This is a genomic window from Enterococcus sp. 4E1_DIV0656, assembly GCF_002140695.1.
Lineage (GTDB): Bacteria > Bacillota > Bacilli > Lactobacillales > Enterococcaceae > Enterococcus_D > Enterococcus_D entomosocium.
Genome location: NZ_NGLF01000004.1, coordinates 50,641 through 74,413 on the forward strand (window position 1 = coordinate 50,641; position 23,773 = coordinate 74,413).

Consider the following 23,773-nt stretch of genomic DNA (forward strand, 5'->3'; position numbering starts at 1 on the left):
AGTTTATTTTTTTAATTCATTAATCTTTTCGTTAATTAACTGAATTGTCTTTTCGATATCAGAAATTTTGGTTTGATTATCTGAAATGTTCCCTTTAAATGATTCAATCGTATTCTCCAAACTGGTGATTGAGTCTTCCGTTTTTGCTAACTGCTCTCCGACTTGATATTCTTTTTCTTCAGTGAAAGAAGCAATTTTTTCTCGTGTATTTTTGATTTCTTCGACAAGAGATTTGTTCTCTTCCTCAATCATTTTTCTGTTTAGCTGCTGTAATCGGATATCATTTTCAAGTCCGCTGATTTTCAATTCAGCTTGACTTAAATTTGAAAGATCACTTTTAACGATCGTCGATTTTTCTTGGGATCCATACAGACTAAGCGCTGATTCATCGGAATCTTTGGATCGTTTATACGTAAGATCAAACCGCAAAGCGCCGAATTCATCGTCGATATTTTGTGCTAAAAGAACAAAATAATTTTCTGAAACGGGAATTACTTCTACTTTTAACGGTGTATTGATATCTTCTTTTGTGACGACAGTTGCCTTTGTAACTGGCTCTCCATCAGATACAAGATCGACTTCTGAATCGACATAAATATCCATTCGATAACTTTTACTAACAGGTGAATATTGTTTTTTTAGTACGGTGACCTCTCCTGCATCAAAAGGAATCGGCTTTTCAACTGACGATTCCGAATACGCATTTGCTGGTTTTGATAACACAGCTTGACCGATGATCGATAGAAATAAAAAACCAAAAGCCATTAATATTTTGGTGTATGTTTGTGTCTTCGTTCGAAAATGTTTATGTTTTATTTTCGATTTCATTTCCTTTACTGAAGAAATAAAGTGAGAGATTTTTCCGAAAATAACCATCATTCATTCCCCTTTTTTAATTTGGTATTTGTTGCGATAAGCTCATAATGATCAATTTGATTAGAGTTACTGACGTGTGCAGATGCTACATAAACAAGAACTTGATTTGAATCCAATCCTTCATATATAAGATCAAAAACGACGAAATAGGTTTGATCATCGTTCGTATAAACACGTAGATCTTCTACGCTCATTTTGGCATCTTCATTGTCCATATCCCCAATCGATTGCGTCATTTCTTGGTTATATTCGTCAGTAATCAATTTTTTTTCGTTCAACAGCGAAACACGATCTTTAAGAAATGGTTCATCTTTTGTGTTGAAATAGGTCGTCACAAAGTCTTGCACAACGGCACTTTTTTTATCCATTGATTGATTTGTTTGTTCACTCTCAACAGTTTCTGATGCCTGATTTTCAGTAGGATCAACCGTGCTGCTATTGTCCAGATCCGAATGGTTTTCTTCAATAGATTGTTCAATTTTAGGTTCTGAAGCAGCTTCTGACTGTTTGCTTGAATGCCAGATAAAGAGTCCAAAAACTCCCCAGCTAGCTAATAAACCAAGTATTAAAATACCGCTCAATCGTTGATAACTCATGATCTCAACTCCTCATTTTTATTTTCTTCTTGAAAATAGTCCATTCGATAAATACGTGGCTCATCTTCCATTTCAACTAGTATGCCGTGACGCTTATAATGACTGATCAAGCCTTCTTTGGCTGCTTCTTTATAAGATAGGAAGACGGCTTCTCTTTGTAGTTCTTTCCATTTTCGAATGACTACTTTTACAATAACTAGTCCTAAAACAAACAATAAGTATGCTGGTTGAATGATACAGGCCAAACAAAGCAACAAATAATTTACACCGCCAAACAAGAAAAAAATAAGCATATTATTTAGCACCCGAACATCCTTCGGCTTGTCTTTAGATAGAACTACAGTAAAGAAAACAGAGAAAATCATTAGTAATAAAACTAAAATTGTATAAATAAATACAATATTTTGATAGGTTTCTTTTGTAATGTGGCTACCCAAAATAGCATTTAGTTTACTAACTGGCAACGTGTAAATAGATAGATAGCACCCGACTAAAATGATATAGTCGATCAAAATAGATCCATTCCTCAGCCATTTGTACTTCTTAAGTTGTCGATAAAGGTCTGTTTTTTTTAGTTCTTCGAACCATTTGTTTTGGATTTTAATTTGTAAATGCTCTTCTTTTAGTTCATGTTTCCACTGTTTAAAAGCTTCTTTTATCATTTTGTTATGCTCCTTTGCTATGACTTATTTAGGTGTGCCATAGCCCATAATATACTGACTGGTCTTGCCATAATTACGCTCTTTCGTGCTGTCTCCTGAGTTTCCTTCCAACGTATAGACTGTGCCGTTTGAGTAGCTTTTTACGATGCCCACATGGTCACTGATGCCGTCTGCGTCCCAATCAAAGAAGATCACCCACCCATCTTTTGGTTCCACACCGACTGGCTGCCATTCATTTTTTTGTTTGAAATTTTGAATACCAGTGGGACAATAGGCGAATTTTTCCATGTTCACATTTGCTTTTGCGGCCACATAGGAAACAAAGACTGCACACCATTCAACACGTCCACCATAGCCATACCATGACCAATATTTTTGTCCTCCAACATGCAAACCTTCATCGATTTCTGCTTGTGCGACTTTCGCCATGTCGCTGCTTCCGCCAGGAAGACCGGAACTTTTTGGCGTTAGATATTGTTTAACGATCATGGCATAAAACATATTCCCATAGTCATAACGATAGGTATAACCGAGGTTTACTGCTACCGGATTCGTGTAGGTCACTTGTACACCGTGAGCGTATTTATTCGAAAAAGCGATCGCTCGATTTAAGTCGTAATTGTTTGTCGAAAAGGACAAGAAACCAGGGCCAAAATTATAGGCCTGAATGAGATTTAACAAATCCATATCCTTATGTGCTTTAACCAAACTAGCAAAATACTTTACGCCGACTTCAATGCTCGTATAAGGATCTGAGATCGTATTCGGTGCATTCCCTTGTGACTCACTGGACTGCATGACATCTGGATACCGAATGGCATTTCCACCCGTTTCTGCTTCAATAATTCCAAGTAAGGGATCCACCATATCAGGGATCCCGTTCTTCTCTGCTTCTTTTGCGACCTTATCTTTCCATTGCATCGTCATTTCTGAGACGCTAATTCCGCCACCCTCAATACCTCCCTCAGTCGATGCTGTCTGAGAAGCACCACCGATAAAGATCACGAGAAGCAAGCTGGCTACTACAACAGCTAGAGCAGTTAAAATAGCGGTTGAACTACCTAAAAAAGCAAGTAAGAGTTGGATTTTCTCCTTCTTACTTGCTTTTCCTGCCAATAATTTAATTATTTTCGATTTCATTTTATTAATGACCTCCTGCAAATCGTTTCAACTGTTCTTGATCAGGATCCGTTTTGATCTTGTAGTTGTTATTTCCTCCTAAATTGACGATTACTTCTCCTTGTTCGAGTAATGCCAGGTCTTCATACTGTCCATCAGTCAACAGATTTCCCATTGCTTTTTTCATTGTTTCACTGACTGAAGCATCCAGCTGTAGAAAGAATTTCGCATTACATAATTCAAATACTTGTTTGATTTTTGAAATGTAATCATCAGAAGACGTTTCAGGCAATAGCTCTTGCGGTGATTGTGTCGCAAAGAAAGCACCTGCTGAAAATTTCCGCATTTCTTTTAAGAATTTGACCACTTGTTTGACGACAAATACCGTATCAGGACTTAGGATCTCTTGACATTCATCCAAGAAAAAGGCAAAGAATCGAACTTCATCAGGAGTAATATCGCCATTCTCCAAAGCAATTTTTTGTTTCCGGCCATTTTTAAGTGCCTGGTTCCAAACGATATTCATAGCCGTATAAAGCATGCATTTGTACACTTCATCGTCAAAGTGACCGATCGTTTCAATATCAAAGAAAAGGACATCTTCTTCATCAATATTTCGAAACGTGCTGCGTCCATTGAAGATCGACCCATATTGTTCGCACATTGACGTGATCACCGTTTGAAAGTTTTCCATTTCCACCATTTTGACGTCTGTCACACGATCCTTATAGCCGCTTTCCACAAATTGATCAACGAATTGCTTGAATTCACCAACTGTAGGATATTTTGAAGGATCCAATCCAATGATATGGATATCTTTTTGATTCTGTGTATAGTTTTCAGGTAATAGACCGTAATAGATATAAAAATCATCCATAATCTTACCAAAATCGAGAATATCTACTGAACGCATAGCAGGATTTAAGAAGCGCACTTTGTTAAAAAAAGTTGCTCTATGCTGCAAGTAACTGTTCAGTTCATCGATCACTTTACCGCTAGTATCGGTGATTGTGGCTAGTGGTTCCATCGGATTTAACATGCCTTCTTTTCCAGAAAGATCATAAATTTTCCCGTTTTGCGACTGAATCAATTTATACCAATCTCGATTTTTTTCAAACCCTCGAATGATCGTCCGCTTGCCATATAACAATTCCTCAATTAGCTTCAGTAACGTCGATTTTCCCATACCAGATTTCCCAAGAAGCATAGAACTAAATGATTTTCTAAGTGCAGTGATCATGTACGGATTGTAGATAAATGATCCACCTGTGTCTGTTTTCCCAATATAGCCACCACCCGTATCATTTAAAAATTGGTGATTAAAAGGATAACCGCCACCGATCGCAGAACTTGGCACGGTTATGCCTTCCTTACTGCCTGGTTCATTTTGTTGTTCAGAATAACTTTGAAAGAAAGCTAGCCATTCTTGAGCTTGTTTTCCAATATAGGAAACGGATTTGTAGCCCATGGCTTTGAGCGAACGTCTAAGATCACCCACTTCTTTTTCAAGCTCTTCTTGTGTATCTGCAGTCACATAGATACGTATATCGACCATTTTACTGACTTCGTCGCCTTGATTGATTTCATTTGCGTAACGTTCCAAGGATCGGAACTCATTGACTGCTTCATTTCGTTGGGTACGGGTTCGGTTTTCTTCTGCTTGTGAGTCTAACTCACGCATAGCTTTGTCAATATCGCTCAAAATGACTTCTTTGTCGATCGGCGCTAGATCGAATTTTGTGATTGAATTTTGATTGTTCATGATCGTGGTCAACCAAAATGGCGCTGGCCGTTTGGCTAATTGATAGATGTGAAGGCAAGCATAGGTACCGTCCCCTGCGACCATTCGGTCTTCAGGAAACGTAATGCCGCCTTGAGGTTGTATTTTTTCGATGAAACTGAGGTCAAAGCCTTCTTTAACAAGTGTTTGAATTTCTTTTTCATTTAACATAATTTTTATCCTCCAGACTAAATCGGGGTATTCAGGTTATTTAATTTAATTAAGATCTGCTCAATTTGTTTCGGCGGAATATCCTTGATTCCTAGATTGGATCCGCCTGCTCGTTTTAGAATCGTTTTGGAAAGATTCAGCTCCTTCTCTGTTTTTCCATAAACGATAAAATAGAATTCTAAATTTGATAGTTCTTGTTCGACCCACACCAAACGGCTGATCTGTTCTCGAATGATTCTTGCTCGAACGGAATTTCTTTCTTCCCTTGCCAGCTGCAGCTGTCGGTTCCAATAGACAAGATTATCATCGATATTTGTAGGAAACATCATCGATAAAATACTCATTTCTTCTTCGTAGACCCGCAACATATTTTCAAAATGTCGCATAGCCTGATATTGCTCGCTGGCACTGAGACCGTTGATATTTCTTGTCGTGACTTTCAAAAAAGAGAGGTACCGGCCATTTTTTTTGACCACGTTTCCTCTGATCATTTTTTTGATTGGTACCAATTCTTGAATAGAAGGGTTCTCCCCTTTAGTGCGCTTTCGTCCTATTGATCGGAAACTTTGAACTTGTTTTGCGGCCATGCCTTACCCTCTCCTTTTTTTATAGCTTTGTACTTCATACACATTTCGATCCATAACGATCAAGCAATAGATCGTATACAAATTTCTTCTGTTGCCGTTTGACGCTGGCTTTGCACATAGGAACAAGCCAAGGAAAAAGAAAACAATGCCTAATAGGATCGACGTCACAAGAGAAAAATGCAGATACCCTTGTAGATACAAAAGGAACATCGAGGGGCCAAAGACGATCAGAAGATCCAAGATATACAAAGATTTATACTTTAGTTCTTGTTTAATACTTCGTTGAATCACGATATTGTGGTATTTATCCATGTTTTTCCTCCTCTATTGGTACCAATCTGCTTCGTCATAACTGGTTGGAATATGTTCTACTGCTTGACGGTACTCATTTAAAGCCATTTCTTCTGCCGGCTGACCTTCAGATAAATGCTTTCGCCGACGATCGGTCACTTCTTTGGTTTCTAACAAGTTGTAGCTTTGTACAATATCTTCAGAAACGTAACACCGTTCCCCTGACTGATTTTCATACGGTCGGACTTGGACTCTGGCCACAAAAGACACATGAGATCCTCGACACGTCATTTCAACAAAGGACTTTGCGATCGTGCCATACAGCACACATAAAAAGGAATCTGATTGATAGTCAGATTCCTTTTTTGTCTTGAAGTTTCGTTTTGATATTAACAAGACACGTGTATAACACGTGCCACGTTCCGTTTTCTTTAAGATGGGACTTTCAGCCAATCGGCCTTCAATACAATGGACATTTAACACGAGATCTCCTCCTAAATATAATCATCGGCATTTACTTTATTCATGGATTGATAGATATCATAGTAATCATTTTCTGGTGTCACACTCGACTCTTTCAAGTATTTGGTGGCCAATTCTTTTGGTGTAGAAAGCTCCTTCGTTTTTGATTCAACCGTTGGAATATGATACGTTGGTGCCGTTGATTTTTCTGCAGGTTTCTGGCTAGTCACCGATCGATGGTTCGTTGGTTGTCCTGATTGTTTGATCGAACCTGATTTTGGCTCACTGCGTCTAGCAGGTGTCACCGTTGATCGATCAATTCCTCTAGTTGGTGATTGTTTCACCATTTGAGTGCCAGCACTGGTAGAGGATGGATTGCTTCGTTGTACGACTGCACCTGTCGAAGGAGACACACTTGTGACCCGCTCAAGAGCCACAGAAGCTCCTTCAGACGCTTGTTCACTCGATTGAACAGATTGACTAGGTGCTACTGCAGAAGTGCCGTAAGACGTTTCTGGTGTTGCTCGTTTCACTTCCTGATCATTGGCTCTTTGATTGCTATCCGGATTTTCTTCAGATGCACTCGGATTGTTTGACTGTTGCGTTTTATTCCCCTGATTGACTTTGTCAGTCGCTGCTTGAATGGCGGCTTTTCTACTTGGCGTATGAATCGGTGGAATGGTCGTTCGTTGGATTTTTTGTGAAGCGTCCGTTTTCCCCGTTGCCAAACCATTCGCACGATTGCCGTTGATAGGGTCGATCGTTGATTCAGTTCGATTGCCGCTTTCACCCATATGTTTCAGCTCTTCAGCTGAAATATTGCCAATGCTTTTTCCATCTGTTTCTTTTCCTTGGGAAACGGTGCTGGAAGAAGCAGAAGCGTTCATTGGTTGATACATTGTTTCTGGTGAAAGATTGGTTCCTGAAGGCAACTCTCCATTAGCAGAAACCTGATCCTTGTCTTGAACCGATGGACTTATCTGATCATTTGGAACCGCTGATCGATTCGATCCTTGCGTTTGTGTCACCGGCTCTTGTTGATCATTCATACCAAATGTTTGGCACATGTTGGCCGCAAATTCCTGTACACTGCTTTTAGAAGATCCATTGTTTCCTGGAACCGTTGAGCGACTCTGAATCGATTTATCATTGTTATTTTCGTGTACACCGTTATTGACTCTCATACGGCTGACTGCATTTCCGGCGTGCTCTTTAATACTACTACCAGCATTCACTCCACCTTTTACAGCGCTTGTCGCAGCTTTCGCAGCAACTGCTGTACCAACCATAGCTTGCCATCCTGAACGAAGCCCGATATCCAACCCCAGAAATTTCCCAAAGAAATTTGGGCCGTCGATCGTAATTCGGACACCAACAATACAAAGTACTAAATATGGAAGAAAATCGACATCAAGATTACCTATAAATGAAAAATATAACTTAAAGATACTCAAGCTAAACCCTGTCAACATAATCGCTAATAAACTGTTCCCAATATCCAAAAGGATTTTTTTTGTTCGTTGTCCGGTTTCAATATCAGAAACAGAAAGAACTGGAAACATCAACTTTGCAAATATTAGCTCAATCAAAGACGTTGCAATTATAAATGCAGAGCAGATAAAAGCAAACGACACTGTCAGTAATGACAAAGTGATTGTGCCCGTCCTGTATGAAAAACGAAATTTACCTTCTTTAAAAAAATCGAACATTCCATTTTCGATTTTTTCTGATATGACTTTTCCATCTTCGTCAGTCTTTAGCCTATATTCTAGATAAGAAGTCTCATCTTGATTTTTAGCTTTATCCTTCATTTTTCCGATTTTTTCAGGAGTTAAAACTTCTGATAAATCAGTAGCTTTAAAAGCTTGTTCTGACAAATTGTTTTTTTGAGTTCCCGCATCACTATTCAGTCGAGAAAAACCGTTTTTCGAAGAATACTGCAAGTCTGACAAATTTTCTTTTACAATACTGTAGGAAAGTGTACTTTTCTCAGCCGTATCTAAATTTTTTGTTTCTCCATAAACTTTTTGAGAAAGCTCCACACTTGATGTAATCAAGCCTGGAAGCTGAACACCTAAACAAACAAAAAAGACAGCCCTGAAAAGGCCTGCCTTTAGATCCACTCGTTCGTTTAAAATATATTTGTAAGCAATAACAATAATCATAATAATCAAAATAGTGAATGAGACTAATCGCATGCTGGTATATATTTTACCGATTGTCCCATTATCAAGAAATGCAAAGACCTTGAACACTTGATCCAAGATATCTTCCACCCCAGAAGCCAGTTTGTATAGTCCTTTTACCCAGTTTGCACTTATCCATTTAAATAAATAGCTAAATAAAGTTGCATCTTGAATCCAATCACTAAATTTTTGAAGAAATTCCGTTGCTTTTTCCGTTTTACTCACCTTCCAATCATAAAAAAAGAAGCCTTGTTCAGGCTCCTCGTAGTGACTATCTATTCTTTATATTCTGCAACATAATAGTGAGGGTCTGTAGAATAGATTTCTCTAGTTTCTTTCAAAGAAGAATCCATTTTCGAATAATTTTTTGAAATAGGTACAAAGGCATATCCTTCATTCTCTTCGTCATAGAATACATTAAAGTCCTTTGTATCTGATATAAAATTGTCCAAAACTTCAAATATTCCATAATTCTCATTATTTGCTATTTTGTAATGATATAAACCTTTTTCTTGCTCTTCAACCTCATAATTCATTGTTTCAGAAATTCCCTTATCAATATTGGAAACAGTAAGAGAACCATCCTTCATTTTATCTATTTTAAATTCTGGTTCATCTGAAGGCGAATTAGATAAATAGAAAGATTTTCCCTCTTCAAAAAGATCTGCCAGTTTGGCTTCAGGTGAATTCGAACACCCACTTAAAAGAAATATACTACCCACTACCAAAAAAATCCCGAAAACACTCATTTTTAAACGTTTCACAGTAACCCCTCTTTTTCTATTCATTTGAATTTAGTATAGCACGTCTACTCTGTATCTAATCGGACTAAATTAGAAATATCTTTATAGTATGGCTTGTTTAAATAGAAATTCGCCAGCTGTAAAAACGCACACCGTTCTTCTTCTTTAAAAAGTGGTTGAAGATCTTCGGTTACCGCTTGTTTCAAAAAGTCGATTAGATCAATTTTTTGTGATTCTTCCGGATCCTCGACAATCGAAATTTTGATAATTTCTCGATAGTTTTCCAAATCTTTTGTATCAAAACGTTTGAGGACTGACTCAAAGGCTTCTTCATCAATCTGTAACAGTTCCTCTTCTGACTGAAGGCCTTCTTCCAAAGACAAGAGCAGCGATCGGTTGATTGATTCTGAAATCAAATCATCGACGTCGATTGCGTTTGCTGCTAAATCAAAGGTTTTATGTTCAGAGGGAATGTTAAAGTCTTCAATCGGTCGGTTCGGGTCAAAGTACTCACCCAAATATTCAAATCGGAAAGGCATCGACGTCTCTTTCGTAGAAAAAATAGAATACGACCGGATTTTTTGACGCTTTTTGTTTTCCCTGTGCAACCTCAGTACAACCATTTCACCCATCATAAGCGTAGATAATTTATACGGAGTAATTATTCGTTGAGAGCCGACGTTGGTTTGTTTACTCGTATCAAGAGAAAGTGGATCCTGTTCACCAGTCGAATGTTTTTCTACCGTTTTCTCACCAACTCGTTTCGATATTTCTTCGTGCGTATCTTTGTCTTGGCTCATGATATACAAATGGTTTTGGCAATTCTCTTTGATGATCTTCGCCGTATAGTCCCCATATACAGAACCTAATTGCGCATAGCTTTGTAAAAATAGATCGAACAGAATGTTTCGCCCTAAACAAACGGTCACAATGTTATCCATGCTTTCAATGGCTGGCATGTTCCCAAATTCATCCAGGATAAAATGGACTCTTCGGAAACACTTCCCACCTCTCGTATTTCCAGCATTTTGTGCAAGTGTTGTATACAGTTGTTTAACAAACATGGAAGAAATCACATTTTTAGACGGATCATAATCCGGCGTGATCATGAATACAGCAATCGGTTTTTCTGTGTAGAAAAGTTCACATTGCTTCAACTCGTCTAAATCTCCGCTGGTTCGATTTAACTCACCATCTTTTTCAAGTAGAGTGATCGAATAGGTTGCTTTTTTATCTTGAAAAACCACTTCTAATTGATCGCCAGTGTTTAAATTCAAATTGAAGTTCAAATCCACCACACCAGCCATATTCGGACGGATCGTTTCTACTCCTAATACTTGCCCATTGCGCAAGAAGCGAACTTTCAAAATTTGATCATACATCGATCGATCAAATTGGAAGAACAACGACTTAGGAAAACCCACCGACTTCAGCCGAAAACTATTTTTTGACGTCATCTTCGCAATCGCTTCAAACCCTTGGAAAATCGTTAACTTATCCAAGACGGCGCTTTGAATTGGCCCTTTATTCTTCGAATCCATAGAAGAAAATGAAGAGTATTGTGCTTTGGCGATATGCCCTTGCGGCAAACGTTCAAAGTAGAGATCGAGTTGTGTGTACTCTTTTTTCGTGACCCGATCAATGACTTTTCGATTTGTCATTTCAATGATCCACTGTGCCACATTGTACATTGTGATCTTTCCTAAATCGTCCTTTTCCAAATAATAGTCGATTAGGGCTAAGATCACACCGTTTAACAGCTTCTGCGCACCGCTATAGACCCATTTGTTCTGACCGGCATTTGGATCGTTGAACAATGCATACGTAAATTGATCCACCAACATCTGCGCAGAAGAAGAATCCCCTCTTACATAAGCATCAATGATCAGCTGCAGCGGATTATAACTCATGGATTGATCGGGTGTTTCTAAATTAAGTACTTGTACCTCATAGCCCCTTTCTTCTAATGTTTCTTTTGATCCTTTGTAGAGTTCTCCTTTCGGGTCATTAAAAATCAGAGAACACTGTTCCTTCGCTCGACTCAAGATATCAGTTAGTGGAAAAACGATCGACTCACCTTTACCTGATCGACTCGTACCTAGAATGAGTGAATTGACTGTATTGAGATCGATATAAAACTTGTTCATATAGTGCGTGATAGGAATACCGCCGATTCCTTCAAACCGTTCCTTTCGATCAGGTACGGCCGAATATTGCTCTTTGATCTCTTGAATCGTCGCCAAACGGGCGTCTCCTTCTTGCCCATAACTCAATGAATCAAATTTTCGAGTCAGTTTTTTAAAGACGAACCAGGCAAAAAAGAAAGCCAAGGGTAGCGTGATAAGCAGCTGCTTGTTCGTTCCTACATGAATGAACAAGGAACGGGCAAAATAAGGAAACGTCTGAAACAGCTTCCCAGCCGTTGAAAAGTCCTGGTTTATCGAAAGTGTAAAAGCTTGGCCAAGAATCGGCAGAAATGAAACGATAAAATTGATCAGATAGTTGCTCATAAAATAAACCAAGAAGAAGGCACTGAAAAAACCAAGAAACGCTATTGGCGCATGACGCTTATGTTCTTCGGCTAGTCCTTCTCCTTTTATCGAATAACCCCTTCCGACAAAAAGGGCGATTTTTTTCAGTCCGAAACCAGAAAATAATCGGTAGAAAAAGGAGCGTTTCTTACTTCGTACTCGCATAGACGCTCGCCTTATTCCAATACCGATTTTGCTTCTTTGGGCTTGTCCTGTAATAAGTAAGCAGAAGCGATCTGTTGTTTTTGACCCATGGTTAAATCCTTTTTCAACGCATCTGACAGCTCTTGGTAGATAGACGTAATGGCTTTTTGATCTTGCTGTAGAATGGCCAGATCTAACAAACCATAATCAGATTCGCCTAGTTTTGTTAACTGCTTTAAGGTGTCTGTGTCCTCTTTTTCAAAGACGACTTGAACCACATGGTCAATATTTTCAGGATATTCTTTAGCCGCTTCAATATACTTGCCAGCACTGATTTGATCATCATAAGAAGGAACCGCTGGTTCCGTTGATTCGAAACTCGCATAAGAATTCTCTGTTTGAACAGCTGCAGATACAGTTGTTTGATTTGAATCTTGTTGGGCTTTTGCATGAACATAGCCGCCAAATCCTGCCACAGCAAGTAAAACCGCACCACTTAAAGTGATTTTTTTCCATAAAGACGGTTTCCCTGCTACTTGTTGTGCAGCACTTGATTGTGTTGACGCTGCCTGTAAAGGTGTGCCTTGTTGTTGCTGTTGGATAAATGCCATCAGCTGTTGTTGCGTGGCTATGTTTTCAGCCCCTCTTCGGGTATGATCATCAATCAGTTTTGCAAGTATTTGCGAGATTTCCATTTCTTTTTGTTGATTTTGTTGCTTCGTCGATTCAACATTCTGCACGGCTTGGTCTTTTAGGGACAATTCTTTTTCTTTTATAGCCAATTCACGATCACGCTGCGCAAGTACTGCTTTTTCTCGTAACTCTTGTTCATGAATCCGACGTTGCTCTTCAAAGATAGGCTGTGATTCAATCAGTTTTGATTTCATGGACTGTAAGTACTGCAGTTCTTGATCCGTGGCTTGTTGCACTGATTCGACCAGGATCGTGCTTAACTCTTCGAGTTGACTGTTCTTACGCTCAATCAATCGGCTGTACTGTGACTTATGAGCTTTTTCTTCATAAGAAGCAGTGATTTTTTCTTCTTCTTGTTCGATTGCTTCTTGTCTCATTTGATCGAATTGTGCCGCTTTTTCCTGTTTGTCTGCCTGCAGTTTGACATCGATTTGATAAAGCTCGTCTTGATGGCGCTTATTCAATCGTTCCAGTTCTTCTTGTTGGCGCTTTTGGATCCTCGCTTTATCAAGCGCTAATTGATTCTCTAAAGAAGTGAACGCTGCTTCGATCTTATCAGTAAATTCTTCACTTAAAATTGCTTTTTTAGCAGCTAATTCCGCAAGACATTCTTCAGAACCATCGTCTGCAGTAATTTCTTGATAAGCGATCGTCAACTTTTTGATCAATTTGTTCTCTACGTCATTTTTTAATTTATATAGGCTTGAGATCAACTGTTTGTAGAACGTTGGATTGTATTGTGTTCGGATAAATTCTTTCTTTCGCTCACTAATAAAGTCATTTTTATCAGCTAAATCAAAATACACGATCAATTCTTGCGTCTGACGATCCAGCTTTGCTTCTAGTTTAGCGATCAGCGATTCGATAGGATTAAAAATCGGTTGAGTCGTTAAATCCAAATAGGTATCCAAAGGAGGGATCACGATGCCAGGAGCCGGCTCTTTCGCTGTAGAGACACGATTCAATTCCTCTGAACTCTGAGAAATTGTGATTTCTTGCTTGCTCTCTTCTGGATCTTCAAATGAAAGCTCGCCCTCTTCTACAGTTTCATAATCAGGAATATAATCGCCTTCAGATAAATCTATTACTTCTTCCTCTTCTTCGACAGGCACATTTAATTGGTCTTCGGTAATAACAGGAGCTGCTTCTTGTTGCTTTTTCGGTAATACACGAGAAAGCAAATTTTCCGCAACCTCCGGCAATTTCACTTTTGGCAAGGACAAGCCGCCAAGAAACGAGTGTTTTGTTTCGTTGACTTCTTCTTCGACAAGTTCAAATGGCTGATCGAACTCGATTAAAAGATCATTTTCCAGTTCTTCAAACTGTTCTTTTTGGCTTCCCTTTAAGTTTCTAAGCTCCTGAATAATATCCTCGTCGATCAGTAGGTCTAAAGGCACATCTTTTGATAAGGGGAGAGTGAACTCCCAATAGTCTTTTGTTCCTTCTATACGATGGATCTCTAAAGTCATCTTATGATCCAGCGGCCCAACGTTTGCTTGAACCTGGTAAAAAAGTTCTCTCGCTTCAGGAAGAGAATACTTCTTTTTCAGGGTCAATCGCTTCGTATCTTTGATTTCTTTTGGTAATTTTGTAAAACGCAAAATATAATTTCCCATGGTTCTCTCCTTTATAAAAAAGATGGAAAGTTTTATTTCTTCCCATCTTTTAAACGTTTGATATTAGAATTTTTTACCAATCCCTTGGAAGTACGTTGCTAATGAAACAGCTGACATGATCACGATCATCCCAACTGCTACACGAAACCAAATGCTTTTTGCGACGTCTGCTTTTCGATCGGAACTCATGAACATGATGCCAGCTACGATCGTCGTAATAACAGCCACGGGAAACGATAGTCTTTGTAAAGCTGAATAAATCGTTGTTCCTGCCTTGTCTAATTCACTGACCCAATCATTCGTTGGTAGCGTTAGTAGTGCTAGTTGTAGTTTCATTAACATGTTTATTTCCTCCATTTTTCACTTGGTTTTTATCTGATACAAGAGTATTGATTTTTGAAAGCACGTAAGACTCGCATTGCTTTTCAATCGTTGATTCTTCCCATTCCTTGTCCTTTCCTTCAAGAATGGCCATTTTTTTATCTCGTAAATGATCATTCGTCCATTCCTTAAAGGTAATACCTTCTTGAGAAAGTAATTCTTTTGCGGCTTCTACAAATGGTGAAGCCGTAGATTTTTTCCCTGCCATATGCTTCTTCCTTCCTGGCTAATTGACTATCTAAAAAAAGAAAAACCCCTCGATTTTTTCGAGTAGGTTCGCTTTTGTCTTGGTTCCATTTCCGGCAATGCTTTTCGTTCTTCGTTGAATTGCCGATTGATTTCTTGGTAAAGCTTTTCTCCTTCCAAGCGATTTGACTCAAGAGTGGATATCTCCTCTTGCAACATATCTAACAGTTGTACCGTGTTCCGTGTAGGATCAACGACCACGTCTTCTAAGATTATTTCTTGTTCGCCATTGTCAATCACTACTGACAATTTCGTAGGCTCCGTGATTGAACGCTGTAGCTGTTCCATGATCTGTTGTGCTTGAAAGATACCGTGAACCATCTTTGTGTTCAATGCACGGTATTTTCGTGTCAATTTTTTGTTGACGTGCGAAAAATGTACCCGATATTGCCCGGACACACGATCACCCCTTTCACATTCTTATGCTTCCTTGTGTCCACCACTGTTCCCATGCAGCTTTTATGACGTCTTGATAATCAATGACTACTTTAAGAAAAAGCGCACCCACGACCAAACTGATGATCAACCGCAATAGCTTTGAAAATACTTTTCCCATGTCTTCACCTCACTTGAGAAGGCGCTTGACCTTCAATTCCAATTTTCACAGAGATATTGTCCGGTAGAAATAAAACTGGATAGGTCGCTTTGATCGTATAAGCCACCGTATCTCCAAAGGCGGCCTTTTTCCCTAATTGTGTACTTTCTATCGTATACCACCCGTGGAATTGTTTAGTTGAGTAATCTTTAAGTTCTGAAACTGCTTCAGCTGTCAGTCCACCTTTTCGCTCGATCTGATAATTGACTTGTTGGCGATAAGTAGTGATTGTTTGAAGTTGATAACCGAAAACGACGACGCTCAAAAAGGCAAGCACAGTCAAACAGTAAAACAACAAGCTGAAAATTTCTCCCTGACTATCTTCTACATCCATAATTTATGCTCCTTTCTTTAGAGATAAACATAAACTTTTCCAAGTTGGAAAGGAATGATCGCAATAGAAGCACCGAGAACAAAGACCAAAATCGCTCCTACTAGCTTCATATACAACCCCGAAAATCGACTGAGCTTAAAATGGATGATTTGTTCAATACCGGCCATCATTTCTTCACTAGCAATCCTGGAAAGCTGATCGATCACTTGCAAATTCGCTGATCCTTGTGCCAAACGTGCCAAAGTAACCATAAATAACCGGCTGCTGTCAGTGCCAGACATTTGTTTAGCGAACATCTTAAACGGATCGAAACTGCTTGGATTTCGACTCATATCCAACATGAGCCGTTGTAAGATCTTCTTATCGATTTCATGTGGCATCCTTGGAACGATTCGCTCAAAAACAGAACGAAGATTGATCCCCCCTCTTGTTTGTTTTAATATCGGAACAAGTAGCCGTGAAAATTTTGAAAATTGAATTTGACGTTCAAATCGAAACTGCTGATAAACGACCTTAACTGATTTGATCGTGTCCAAATAAATCAGCACACTGACAACTAGCCCAATAGGAATCAGATACAAACTCATTAAAAAGCCAAGAACCACAAAGATAGAAAAACAGATGGCAGAGGTGCGAATTTTCTTTTTCGCCCACTTTTCAATGTTTTCCTTAGTATTATTCATTTCTAATAGATTTTGATAAACAACATCTGAAAGTAAACGGGAAAAAAATGGTCGATTCTCACTTGGTACAGCGGTTTTGTTTCGAATAACGAGATTCATTTTTTGGTTCGCACCCCCAATTCCGTGACAGAATCATCAAAATACTGCTTGAAGAAACTATTTAAGATCACACTAAGCGAAATGAGACAAATGGCTGAACTGACATAACCGATTGGATGGTGCGCATAGCCGTCCATGTATTGCGCAAAATCACCATTCATGAAGAAAGAAACCCCATGAAATAGTAAGATAATAGCGCCCATTAAAAAAAGAAGTGTTTGCACACCGCTTAACATTTCATTCTTCTTCTTTAGAAACGAATTGACTTTTTCTAACATTTTACTGTGGTGTTCTGTTAGGTATTGCAACGAATCTGTATTGTTTTTCCCTTCTTGAATAATCGTGTCAAGCTGTTCCAAATACTGACCAAAAATCGCATCATCATGATACTTTTCAGATAAGGTATTCAATAAATAAGAGACCCGTTCCGGATCAGACCCTACACCAAGAGCGGCATACAAGCTTCGGAGATCTTCAGAAAGTTCTCCTTCTGTTTCATCGATCACATAGGCCAACGACTGAAGAACAGTCAAATCATTGTCCATTGTCACTTGTGTGAGATTCAAAAGAAATTTGTTTCTGGCCACCAATGACTGTATCTGGTACCGCCGATTCACGACCTTTGGCAAGATAAACCGATAGCCGTAGATGGCACCAATCACTGTACACCCGATAACGATCCACCAAATATACGTCAGAATCAATGAAAAAACGCCTAAGACTACAGCTGGGAGTCCAACGAGCTGAACGATCTCTTTTTGCTTTAATCGCTGCCCGTAAGCACTGTTTAATGCATGTAATTCTTCAAGATTTACACGGTTTTTAGTTTCCGTCTGAAGTTGATTGATCCGCAAACTCTTTCACCGCCTTTTGAAGAATCTGTTCAAGCTCTTCCGATTTATTAATCTTTTCATTGGTCATTTCAGGAAAATTAAAAGTTAAGAAGCGTTCTGCTAGCTTTTCCTTGTACTGATCAGACAACTGACCCGTAGTAACATAGAACTGCCCGTTGTTTAATACTTGTTTAAACAAAGTAATGGCCGTATCTTTTACTGAATACTCTACGATTTCTGACAAATATCGAATTTTTTTGAAAATAAGATTTTCCGAATCGATCTCGATATAAGCAGTTTTGATCTGAAACCCAAAGTCAAAGAATGTAAGGATATCTTCAGTAACTGCTTCTTCATTGATTTTGTACCCCATACTAGACATGGTGACTAACCTTCGAGGATGTGCGCGACAATTTGTTGAGTGAATCGACGTCAATCCCGAATGGTTTGTCCGTGCAGCTTGGATCATTTCATAAGCTTCAGAACCCCGTGTCTCTGACGGAACGATCCATTTAGGATAATTCCGTAAAGCGGCTTGAACCAGATCTGAAATCGTCACGATATTTCCTGTAACGAGAGAAAAAATATCATGATCTGGCAAAAGTTCCTTGATCCTTGTTTCAGGAACGTCCTCAATCATAAAGATACGGTCTTTTTTTGGTACAAAGGACAACATCATTTTGATCAATTCTGTTTTCCCAGAACCCGTCTCCCCACCGATCACGCTCATTGATCCAGCCTTCATAATTATTTTAAGAAAGTCTAAAACAAAAGATGGCGCAAAATCGACAAACGTTTCTTCGGTCAACACTAGACCTGGTCGACTGACCCGTAAGGACATCGTAGTGCCACTTGGACTGATCACTTGATGCATAGCGTTTAATCGTAAATTTCCTGATACACTATCCAAGATAGGGTCATTTCGAGTAAATGGCTTTCCTACAGCATCCGCGAACTTCTTTACGATTCGAAATACCGTCTTTTCAGGATCGGTCAACTGTAATTGTTCTGCCGTGTAAATTCGTAGTTGATCCGCACTTTCGACGGTTAGAAACGTGCTGTTCCATCCGATATCCGTGATTGTCTCGTCTTGCAAAAGCAGGCAATCGATAAATTCAAAGCCGACGATCTCATTGATAACATAAGCCGCTTTTTTGTGTCCTTCGTCATTTTTTCCAAATCGTTGTTCTTCTTGAACCAACTTAACGAGCTTTTCACGAGAAACTTTAGAAGTGAAGGCACGCATCACTTCATCTGGATAGTGCTCGACTAAATCGTCTCGAATCACTTCGACTCGACTCTCTTCAACTAATTTTTTCAAATAATCGTCTTGCTCTTCTTCAGCAGCTGACGGTACATTGCGAAATTGATTGGTAATCACGAGATTTCTTACATTTCTTAACACGTCTTTTTCATCTTGAAAGACGGACTTTTTTTCTCTAATAACAACCATTGATTTACCCTCCTTCCGGCGTACTTAAAATGCATGTGGCTTCGTCAATGGATCCATCGGACTCAACATAGGCACGAATGCCTTTGATTCCTTTGTTATCTGCTTCTTTTAAGTAGTTGAACGTCACTTTTACCGTTTTTTTTGCATAAAACGGCTGCTTCTTGATCGTCTGCTCAAACTCTTTTTCAAAGTTGGCTTGATCCAAGTAAAAAGTGCCTGGTTGAATGCGTGCAGAATCATCTTTGTTACTGATTGCAGCTGTTCTTAACGCTTCAGTAATGTTAAATGCTTCCGTATCTTTCTTGGCATTTCCGATAAAAAACCACGCAATTAAAATCATAAAAAGTGCTCCTACGATCATAACCGTGATCTGTCGCCAATAATGTGTCATTCCTCCCTCTCCTAACCAAGAAAAAGGAGAAGACAAAGAGTGTCTTCCCCGATCATCTTTTTATCCATTATTTTGTTGGTAATGTTGAAACGTAAGTAGTGATTTTAGCGAGCATTTGTTTTGTTAAGTCAGGAAAAAATACGAAAGCTGCACCCCCGACGATCGCAACTAAACCTACTGCAATCGCAATGTTCATCAATGTGTGAGAATGATGTTGAACTGTATCCATGAATGTCACCTCCCTTCAGTAGAAATAGAAACCGGCTATCAAAGCCGATCGTTACTTGAAAAATAGTTGTTTGATTTCATCAAAAAATTTGGTGCAGACTGCCAAGATCCCAGTAACGAATACCATAACGGCCTGAACAAATTGATTTTGTTGAATCGCTGAGGTCAGCGAACCGGAGACATTGCTGCTTCCAGCACCAAAGTTTAAAAACGAAGAACTGATCTGATTCAAGTAATTGAACGGGATCCCGATCAACTGCTTAAAGAGAAAGAAAAAGACCAGGATCCCTAAACTGCTAAAAACTACTTTACGCAATAGGTGCCTGGACTGTTTTAATTCCGATCGTACATCAAAAACGGCTGAACCATACATATTGCCCAACTCCTTACTTTCCTCTTAACCACGTGATCTCTGCTTTTGACCATCCGTTTGGCACAGTCGTATCAGGATAAACCGGCGTGAGTAACAATTCATCTTCTTTCTTTGTTTTACTATCAATCGTCGCATACATGTTTGCGTAGATCGAAAGCGTTTGGTTCATCGATACTTGAATAAAGTTCCGGCCAACCACATTCGATTGCAGCGTCAGATTGTAGTCCCCTTTTTCTGCCCAAATCGGCAAATAAAACTTTCTTCCCCCATCAAGTAATTTGTTTGATATCTTTTTTGTTGGATTTTTTACTTGTTCTTGCGTATACAATGCACCCGTCTTCTCCTCTACGCTTATTTGAGGAAACTCAAATTTTGTAGAAGTAATAGCGGCCGTCGTTTGTTTCGCTACTTGATTGATCGTACGATCTAACGGGATTTGAACGTTCCCTTTTGATTCGACATACTGAAGATCTAAATAGGTATCGACTAGCTTCGTTGGAGAAGAAAGTGTAAACGAGAGTAGTGGCGTATCTTGGATCTCACTACTGTAGATTGGCGCTAATGTGATTGGTAGCCCATAGCCCGTTTTTGACGAACGCTGCTCTTCAAAATCAAACTGAAGAGTCTCTTTCTTTTCTACATACGTTTTGGTTTTTCTCGTTGCTTCTGTTTGGCTCACTGCGCCATAGGAAAGCTTACCGTTTTTCAGATCCGCATTTGTGAGAACTTTTTCTGAAGCGGTATACCCGAATGTTGAAAAATCGATCGTATCTGTTTCAGCCTTTACTTTGTCAGGATTTTTCAGCACCTGAAGGGAAAGAGAGTAAGGAACCTTCTCTCCTTTAGTAAAGCCTGCAGTAGGTAAATCAACAGCTAGGCTTGAAGCATAAGAACCAAGCGAAATATCTTTTGTAAAGACAGTTTTCTTCTGTTTTTGATCAGTTACAGTCAATCGATAAAGAACGTTTTTCAATTCTTCTTCGTAACTCGCTGACTTTGAAAAAGTGATCGTCGCCTTCAAGTTGTCCGTCAATGACGCTTTGCCAGTCAGTATTGAAACTTTCTCGGCATTGATCTCTAAGGACGGTAGATAATACGGGATCTCAAGTACAAGATCTTTGCCAGCAACGACCCCACTTCTAGTCACTTTCGAGCGGTAGCGATTGCCTTTCACGTCGAATAGATCATCCAGCGGCTTATACTCGTACGACTCCCCATCGTACTTGGTCTCAACGACTTGTTTAAGCAGCGCTTTTTCTGTTTCTGTCACATGATTCACTGTCAGCTTGAATGCTGGTAAAGTCGTTGTAACAGCGTTTGAAGCAGCAGTTTTCGTTCCTGTTTTCACACTACCTTGCTTACTGAAGGCCAGTGTTGCTTTGTTTTTAGCGGTCAGAACTTCTTGTTTTAGCATCATTTTCGTACGTAGATCATATGATTTCCCATAAAATCCAGAAGTTGTAAGGGCGGTGCTTTTTGCAGTAGCAATCACTTTCCCGTTCGTCAGATCTTTGGTAATTGTAAATTGATCTGTCACATCACTACCTTGCGCCAAAACTTGTACCGTAGAAATCGCAGCCGTTTCAGCTGGAAACTGATCTTCTATAACAAAATCAGCTAAGTAACGAGACCCTAGTTTTTCTACCGTACTTGTCGTTAAATCATATTGTAGAAAATCATCGGAAGCAGCTGACCAAGTATTGCTGGTTTTGCCTGTCTCATTCTTGTCTGATACCGTCTTTGAAGCACTCAATTTGTACTGATTGGTGATTGTTAATTTCACCGGCTTTGCTTCAGTCACATCTGCAGTAATGGTAAACGAGTAGTTTTTACTATCTGTTTCAAAACCAACCAATGGCGTTTTTTCCTTAAAGTAATAGGATCCCAGCGTTAGATCCTTTACTTTTAGTTGGCCATTTGTATCGGTTTTTAGGTTATCTTGTAAAATGGATCCGTCGGATTTGTATAGTGTAAATACCACACCATCTAACGACTTTTGATCGACGTCTGCGATTTTAGTAAGCTCTACAGCACCTGCGAGTCGCTCGTTTGTCCAGGTCTTCGAAACATTCGTGTTTTCCCCTACCGTGATTGAAAACTCCGTTCCGTTTAACTTATAGCCTGAAGGAGCGGTTATCTCTTTCACTTTGACTACTGACCCAGCCTTTAAGCGTTCTCCTAGCTTTGCCTTCCCATCCGTTCCTGATTTTACGTCTGTTGTCTTTCCATCATACGTAAAGCGGAAGGTCGCATTTGCTAGTGGCTTTTTCGTATCTGCATCTACTTTCAAGACATCCACAGTCCCTTTTCGCTTCACATTCACGGTTACGGAAGTTGAAACATAAAAAGAACCAGTGACCAGTTTTTGATATGAACCGTTTGCCCAGACAGTAGTGGGGTATTTTTCGTTTGTTTTCGAACCTTTCACCATATTTACAGTGATTTTTGTTGCAGTGGATCCATTCGTATCGACGGTTAATTTATTGCCACTGATCGTTGCTTTTGCCCCACCACTGACGGATTCCACATAGAGGTTATGATCGCCCCAACTGTTTTTCACAGTAAAGGTTGCTTTTTCTCCTTCATAGACCGTCTTAGACGTTGCGTCCCATTGCGGACGTGTGCGGATCTGACTAGCTCGTGTAGTCATTTTGCTTTTCCAGTCAGTTACACCATCTTTGTGGTATGGGGTAATGGTGATACTTTTTGGTTTTTCATTTGAATTTTCCCAAACAAGACTCGTTGCAGCCATCCAACGTTGCTTTCCAGCGTCGTTATTTGCCCAACCGCCTAACTCACGGTAAGCACTAATAATAGACGTGATCGTTTCTTTTTGAGAAGTACTTAAATAGCTGCTGCCGACATCCGTGTACGTCTTAGCTGCCGTAACCCCTGCTTGTAAACAAAACGCATCTTTCCCATCGATCGTACGTCGGATCCCTCGGTCTTCTGTATAAGAATAGCCGTTGCTACGAACGATATACATCAGCCAAGGATAGCCAGCTGGTGGATTGATCGTTGTTTCAGAGACTGTTTTTGAAACAGAAGCCAGTAAAGCAACTTTGCTTTCTTTTAGCATAGAAGGAACATCATTAAAGTTATTCGTTTGGTTCAGGATCTCTTCAGCATAAAAGAAACGTGTCTGCATTAAGATCTGTTCGGATTCTTCTAAATCTTTGGCTTTCGACAATTCTTCAGCGACTTGATCTTCTTCAATAAATGGAAGATCTTCACTATTGACTGCCGATTGCAGCGATTCAACATCATTTAGATCGATTTCATCAAAGTCTTTGATTTCTTGATCTGCCTGATCCGCTTTTTCCTGGCGCTTTTCATCGACCCCTACTTCAACAGCTGTAAAGTCTCCTTCTGTTTTTTCAGCGATCTGCGGTGTATCTGAAGAAATCAGCTGTTCTTTGTCTGATTTGTCTGCTACCACGTACAGTAAGCCATCAGCACCTTGAACAACGGTTGATTCCTGTTCTTTGTTTAAGGTCTCTTCCGATACTGCAGCCACTTCCTGATCCGTTTTAGCGGTATCTGTTTGTTCTTGTGCCAAAACATAAGGAAAGTTGGCCATAGCAAGAAGAGAAATGATCATCACTGAAAACGAAACAACGAGTTTGTGCTTCTTTTTCATTGGTACCTGTTCACATCCTCTCCTTCAAAATGGATTTTCGAAAAGGACGGTGGCGCTCGA

24 protein-coding genes are annotated in these 23,773 nt (G+C 39.5%); all 24 read right to left on the minus strand.

What is annotated here, in order from left to right:
• Positions 1–3: 3 nt before the first annotated feature.
• Positions 4–876, minus strand: coding sequence for a hypothetical protein (locus A5882_RS18850; RefSeq protein ID WP_254908554.1), 873 nt, complete (start codon positions 874–876; stop codon positions 4–6).
• A complete protein-coding gene (locus A5882_RS20280) occupies positions 876–1,112 on the minus strand; it encodes a hypothetical protein (protein ID WP_176462070.1) in 237 nt (78 codons plus the stop codon). The genes A5882_RS18850 and A5882_RS20280 overlap by 1 nt, the downstream gene beginning before the upstream one ends.
• Positions 1,113–1,468: 356 nt before the next feature.
• Positions 1,469–2,134, minus strand: a complete 666-nt coding sequence (locus A5882_RS18860) for a hypothetical protein (protein WP_086373478.1) — start codon at positions 2,132–2,134, stop codon at positions 1,469–1,471.
• A 24-nt stretch (positions 2,135–2,158) separates the two neighbouring features.
• On the minus strand, positions 2,159–3,274 hold the full coding sequence (locus A5882_RS18865) for a lysozyme family protein (protein WP_086373479.1): 1,116 nt from the start codon (positions 3,272–3,274) through the stop codon (positions 2,159–2,161).
• A 4-nt stretch (positions 3,275–3,278) separates the two neighbouring features.
• Complete coding sequence (locus A5882_RS18870; RefSeq protein ID WP_086373480.1) at positions 3,279–5,204, minus strand: VirB4 family type IV secretion system protein; 1,926 nt, start codon at positions 5,202–5,204, stop codon at positions 3,279–3,281.
• 17 nt (positions 5,205–5,221) lie between these two features.
• Positions 5,222–5,791: a hypothetical protein gene (locus tag A5882_RS18875; protein ID WP_086373481.1), complete on the minus strand. Its 570-nt coding sequence runs from the start codon at positions 5,789–5,791 to the stop codon at positions 5,222–5,224.
• Between the two features lie 3 nt (positions 5,792–5,794).
• Entirely contained in the window at positions 5,795–6,103 is a 309-nt protein-coding gene (locus A5882_RS18880; RefSeq protein ID WP_005230821.1) for a DUF5592 family protein, read from the minus strand.
• Positions 6,104–6,115: 12 nt separating this feature from the next.
• Positions 6,116–6,565 carry a single-stranded DNA-binding protein gene (locus A5882_RS18885; RefSeq protein WP_086373482.1) on the minus strand — a complete coding sequence of 150 codons (450 nt, stop codon included), beginning with the start codon at positions 6,563–6,565 and terminating at the stop codon, positions 6,116–6,118.
• A gap of 11 nt (positions 6,566–6,576) precedes the next feature.
• Positions 6,577–8,955 (minus strand): pLS20_p028 family conjugation system transmembrane protein, encoded by a 2,379-nt coding sequence (locus A5882_RS18890; RefSeq protein ID WP_086373483.1) that lies wholly within the window; start codon positions 8,953–8,955, stop codon positions 6,577–6,579.
• A 50-nt stretch (positions 8,956–9,005) separates the two neighbouring features.
• On the minus strand, positions 9,006–9,494 hold the full coding sequence (locus tag A5882_RS18895) for a hypothetical protein (protein WP_254908555.1): 489 nt from the start codon (positions 9,492–9,494) through the stop codon (positions 9,006–9,008).
• A 44-nt stretch (positions 9,495–9,538) separates the two neighbouring features.
• Positions 9,539–12,169 (minus strand): VirD4-like conjugal transfer protein, CD1115 family, encoded by a 2,631-nt coding sequence (locus A5882_RS18900; RefSeq protein ID WP_086373485.1) that lies wholly within the window; start codon positions 12,167–12,169, stop codon positions 9,539–9,541.
• A gap of 11 nt (positions 12,170–12,180) precedes the next feature.
• The gene (locus tag A5882_RS18905; protein WP_086373486.1) at positions 12,181–14,457 is read right to left on the minus strand and encodes a hypothetical protein; all 2,277 of its coding nucleotides are present in this window, start codon (positions 14,455–14,457) and stop codon (positions 12,181–12,183) included.
• A 63-nt stretch (positions 14,458–14,520) separates the two neighbouring features.
• Positions 14,521–14,799, minus strand: a complete 279-nt coding sequence (locus A5882_RS18910; RefSeq protein WP_010749184.1) for a TrbC/VirB2 family protein — start codon at positions 14,797–14,799, stop codon at positions 14,521–14,523.
• Complete coding sequence (locus tag A5882_RS18915) at positions 14,753–15,046, minus strand: hypothetical protein (protein ID WP_086373487.1); 294 nt, start codon at positions 15,044–15,046, stop codon at positions 14,753–14,755. Before A5882_RS18915 ends, A5882_RS18910 begins: the two co-directional genes overlap by 47 nt.
• A 26-nt stretch (positions 15,047–15,072) precedes the next feature.
• On the minus strand, positions 15,073–15,483 hold the full coding sequence (locus A5882_RS18920; protein WP_010749182.1) for a hypothetical protein: 411 nt from the start codon (positions 15,481–15,483) through the stop codon (positions 15,073–15,075).
• 13 nt (positions 15,484–15,496) lie between these two features.
• Positions 15,497–15,640 carry a hypothetical protein gene (locus tag A5882_RS19950; RefSeq protein ID WP_176462067.1) on the minus strand — a complete coding sequence of 48 codons (144 nt, stop codon included), beginning with the start codon at positions 15,638–15,640 and terminating at the stop codon, positions 15,497–15,499.
• 4 nt (positions 15,641–15,644) lie between these two features.
• Complete coding sequence (locus A5882_RS18925; protein WP_086373488.1) at positions 15,645–16,013, minus strand: hypothetical protein; 369 nt, start codon at positions 16,011–16,013, stop codon at positions 15,645–15,647.
• Between the two features lie 17 nt (positions 16,014–16,030).
• Positions 16,031–16,795, minus strand: coding sequence for a hypothetical protein (locus A5882_RS18930; protein ID WP_086373489.1), 765 nt, complete (start codon positions 16,793–16,795; stop codon positions 16,031–16,033).
• A complete protein-coding gene (locus A5882_RS18935; protein ID WP_086373490.1) occupies positions 16,792–17,649 on the minus strand; it encodes a type II secretion system F family protein in 858 nt (285 codons plus the stop codon). Before A5882_RS18935 ends, A5882_RS18930 begins: the two co-directional genes overlap by 4 nt.
• The gene (locus tag A5882_RS18940; RefSeq protein ID WP_086373491.1) at positions 17,618–19,081 is read right to left on the minus strand and encodes a CpaF/VirB11 family protein; all 1,464 of its coding nucleotides are present in this window, start codon (positions 19,079–19,081) and stop codon (positions 17,618–17,620) included. Before A5882_RS18940 ends, A5882_RS18935 begins: the two co-directional genes overlap by 32 nt.
• Positions 19,082–19,085: 4 nt before the next feature.
• Positions 19,086–19,472 (minus strand): hypothetical protein, encoded by a 387-nt coding sequence (locus tag A5882_RS18945; protein WP_086373492.1) that lies wholly within the window; start codon positions 19,470–19,472, stop codon positions 19,086–19,088.
• Between the two features lie 67 nt (positions 19,473–19,539).
• Positions 19,540–19,701, minus strand: coding sequence for a DUF2065 family protein (locus tag A5882_RS19650; protein WP_139843268.1), 162 nt, complete (start codon positions 19,699–19,701; stop codon positions 19,540–19,542).
• A 51-nt stretch (positions 19,702–19,752) separates the two neighbouring features.
• Positions 19,753–20,073 carry a hypothetical protein gene (locus tag A5882_RS18950; protein WP_086373493.1) on the minus strand — a complete coding sequence of 107 codons (321 nt, stop codon included), beginning with the start codon at positions 20,071–20,073 and terminating at the stop codon, positions 19,753–19,755.
• A gap of 13 nt (positions 20,074–20,086) precedes the next feature.
• A complete protein-coding gene (locus A5882_RS18955) occupies positions 20,087–23,713 on the minus strand; it encodes a collagen binding domain-containing protein (protein ID WP_086373494.1) in 3,627 nt (1,208 codons plus the stop codon).
• Positions 23,714–23,773: the final 60 nt, after the last annotated feature.

Bases quoted from the DNA above. Each gene is read 5' to 3' on its own strand.
- A5882_RS19950 (WP_176462067.1), bottom strand. From the start codon at position 15,640: ATGGGAAAAGTATTTTCAAAGCTATTGCGGTTGATCATCAGTTTGGTC.
- A5882_RS18865 (WP_086373479.1), bottom strand. From the start codon at position 3,274: ATGAAATCGAAAATAATTAAATTATTGGCAGGAAAAGCAAGTAAGAAG.
- A5882_RS18860 (WP_086373478.1), bottom strand. From the start codon at position 2,134: ATGATAAAAGAAGCTTTTAAACAGTGGAAACATGAACTAAAAGAAGAG.
- A5882_RS18900 (WP_086373485.1), bottom strand. From the start codon at position 12,169: ATGCGAGTACGAAGTAAGAAACGCTCCTTTTTCTACCGATTATTTTCT.
- A5882_RS18930 (WP_086373489.1), bottom strand. From the start codon at position 16,795: ATGAATCTCGTTATTCGAAACAAAACCGCTGTACCAAGTGAGAATCGA.
- A5882_RS18940 (WP_086373491.1), bottom strand. From the start codon at position 19,081: ATGGTTGTTATTAGAGAAAAAAAGTCCGTCTTTCAAGATGAAAAAGAC.
- A5882_RS18925 (WP_086373488.1), bottom strand. From the start codon at position 16,013: ATGGATGTAGAAGATAGTCAGGGAGAAATTTTCAGCTTGTTGTTTTAC.
- A5882_RS18850 (WP_254908554.1), bottom strand. From the start codon at position 876: ATGGTTATTTTCGGAAAAATCTCTCACTTTATTTCTTCAGTAAAGGAA.
- A5882_RS18910 (WP_010749184.1), bottom strand. From the start codon at position 14,799: ATGTTAATGAAACTACAACTAGCACTACTAACGCTACCAACGAATGAT.
- A5882_RS19650 (WP_139843268.1), bottom strand. From the start codon at position 19,701: ATGGATACAGTTCAACATCATTCTCACACATTGATGAACATTGCGATT.
- A5882_RS18905 (WP_086373486.1), bottom strand. From the start codon at position 14,457: ATGGGAAATTATATTTTGCGTTTTACAAAATTACCAAAAGAAATCAAA.
- A5882_RS18915 (WP_086373487.1), bottom strand. From the start codon at position 15,046: ATGGCAGGGAAAAAATCTACGGCTTCACCATTTGTAGAAGCCGCAAAA.
- A5882_RS18875 (WP_086373481.1), bottom strand. From the start codon at position 5,791: ATGGCCGCAAAACAAGTTCAAAGTTTCCGATCAATAGGACGAAAGCGC.
- A5882_RS18945 (WP_086373492.1), bottom strand. From the start codon at position 19,472: ATGACACATTATTGGCGACAGATCACGGTTATGATCGTAGGAGCACTT.
- A5882_RS18955 (WP_086373494.1), bottom strand. From the start codon at position 23,713: ATGAAAAAGAAGCACAAACTCGTTGTTTCGTTTTCAGTGATGATCATT.
- A5882_RS18950 (WP_086373493.1), bottom strand. From the start codon at position 20,073: ATGTATGGTTCAGCCGTTTTTGATGTACGATCGGAATTAAAACAGTCC.
- A5882_RS20280 (WP_176462070.1), bottom strand. From the start codon at position 1,112: ATGACGCAATCGATTGGGGATATGGACAATGAAGATGCCAAAATGAGC.
- A5882_RS18880 (WP_005230821.1), bottom strand. From the start codon at position 6,103: ATGGATAAATACCACAATATCGTGATTCAACGAAGTATTAAACAAGAA.
- A5882_RS18870 (WP_086373480.1), bottom strand. From the start codon at position 5,204: ATGTTAAATGAAAAAGAAATTCAAACACTTGTTAAAGAAGGCTTTGAC.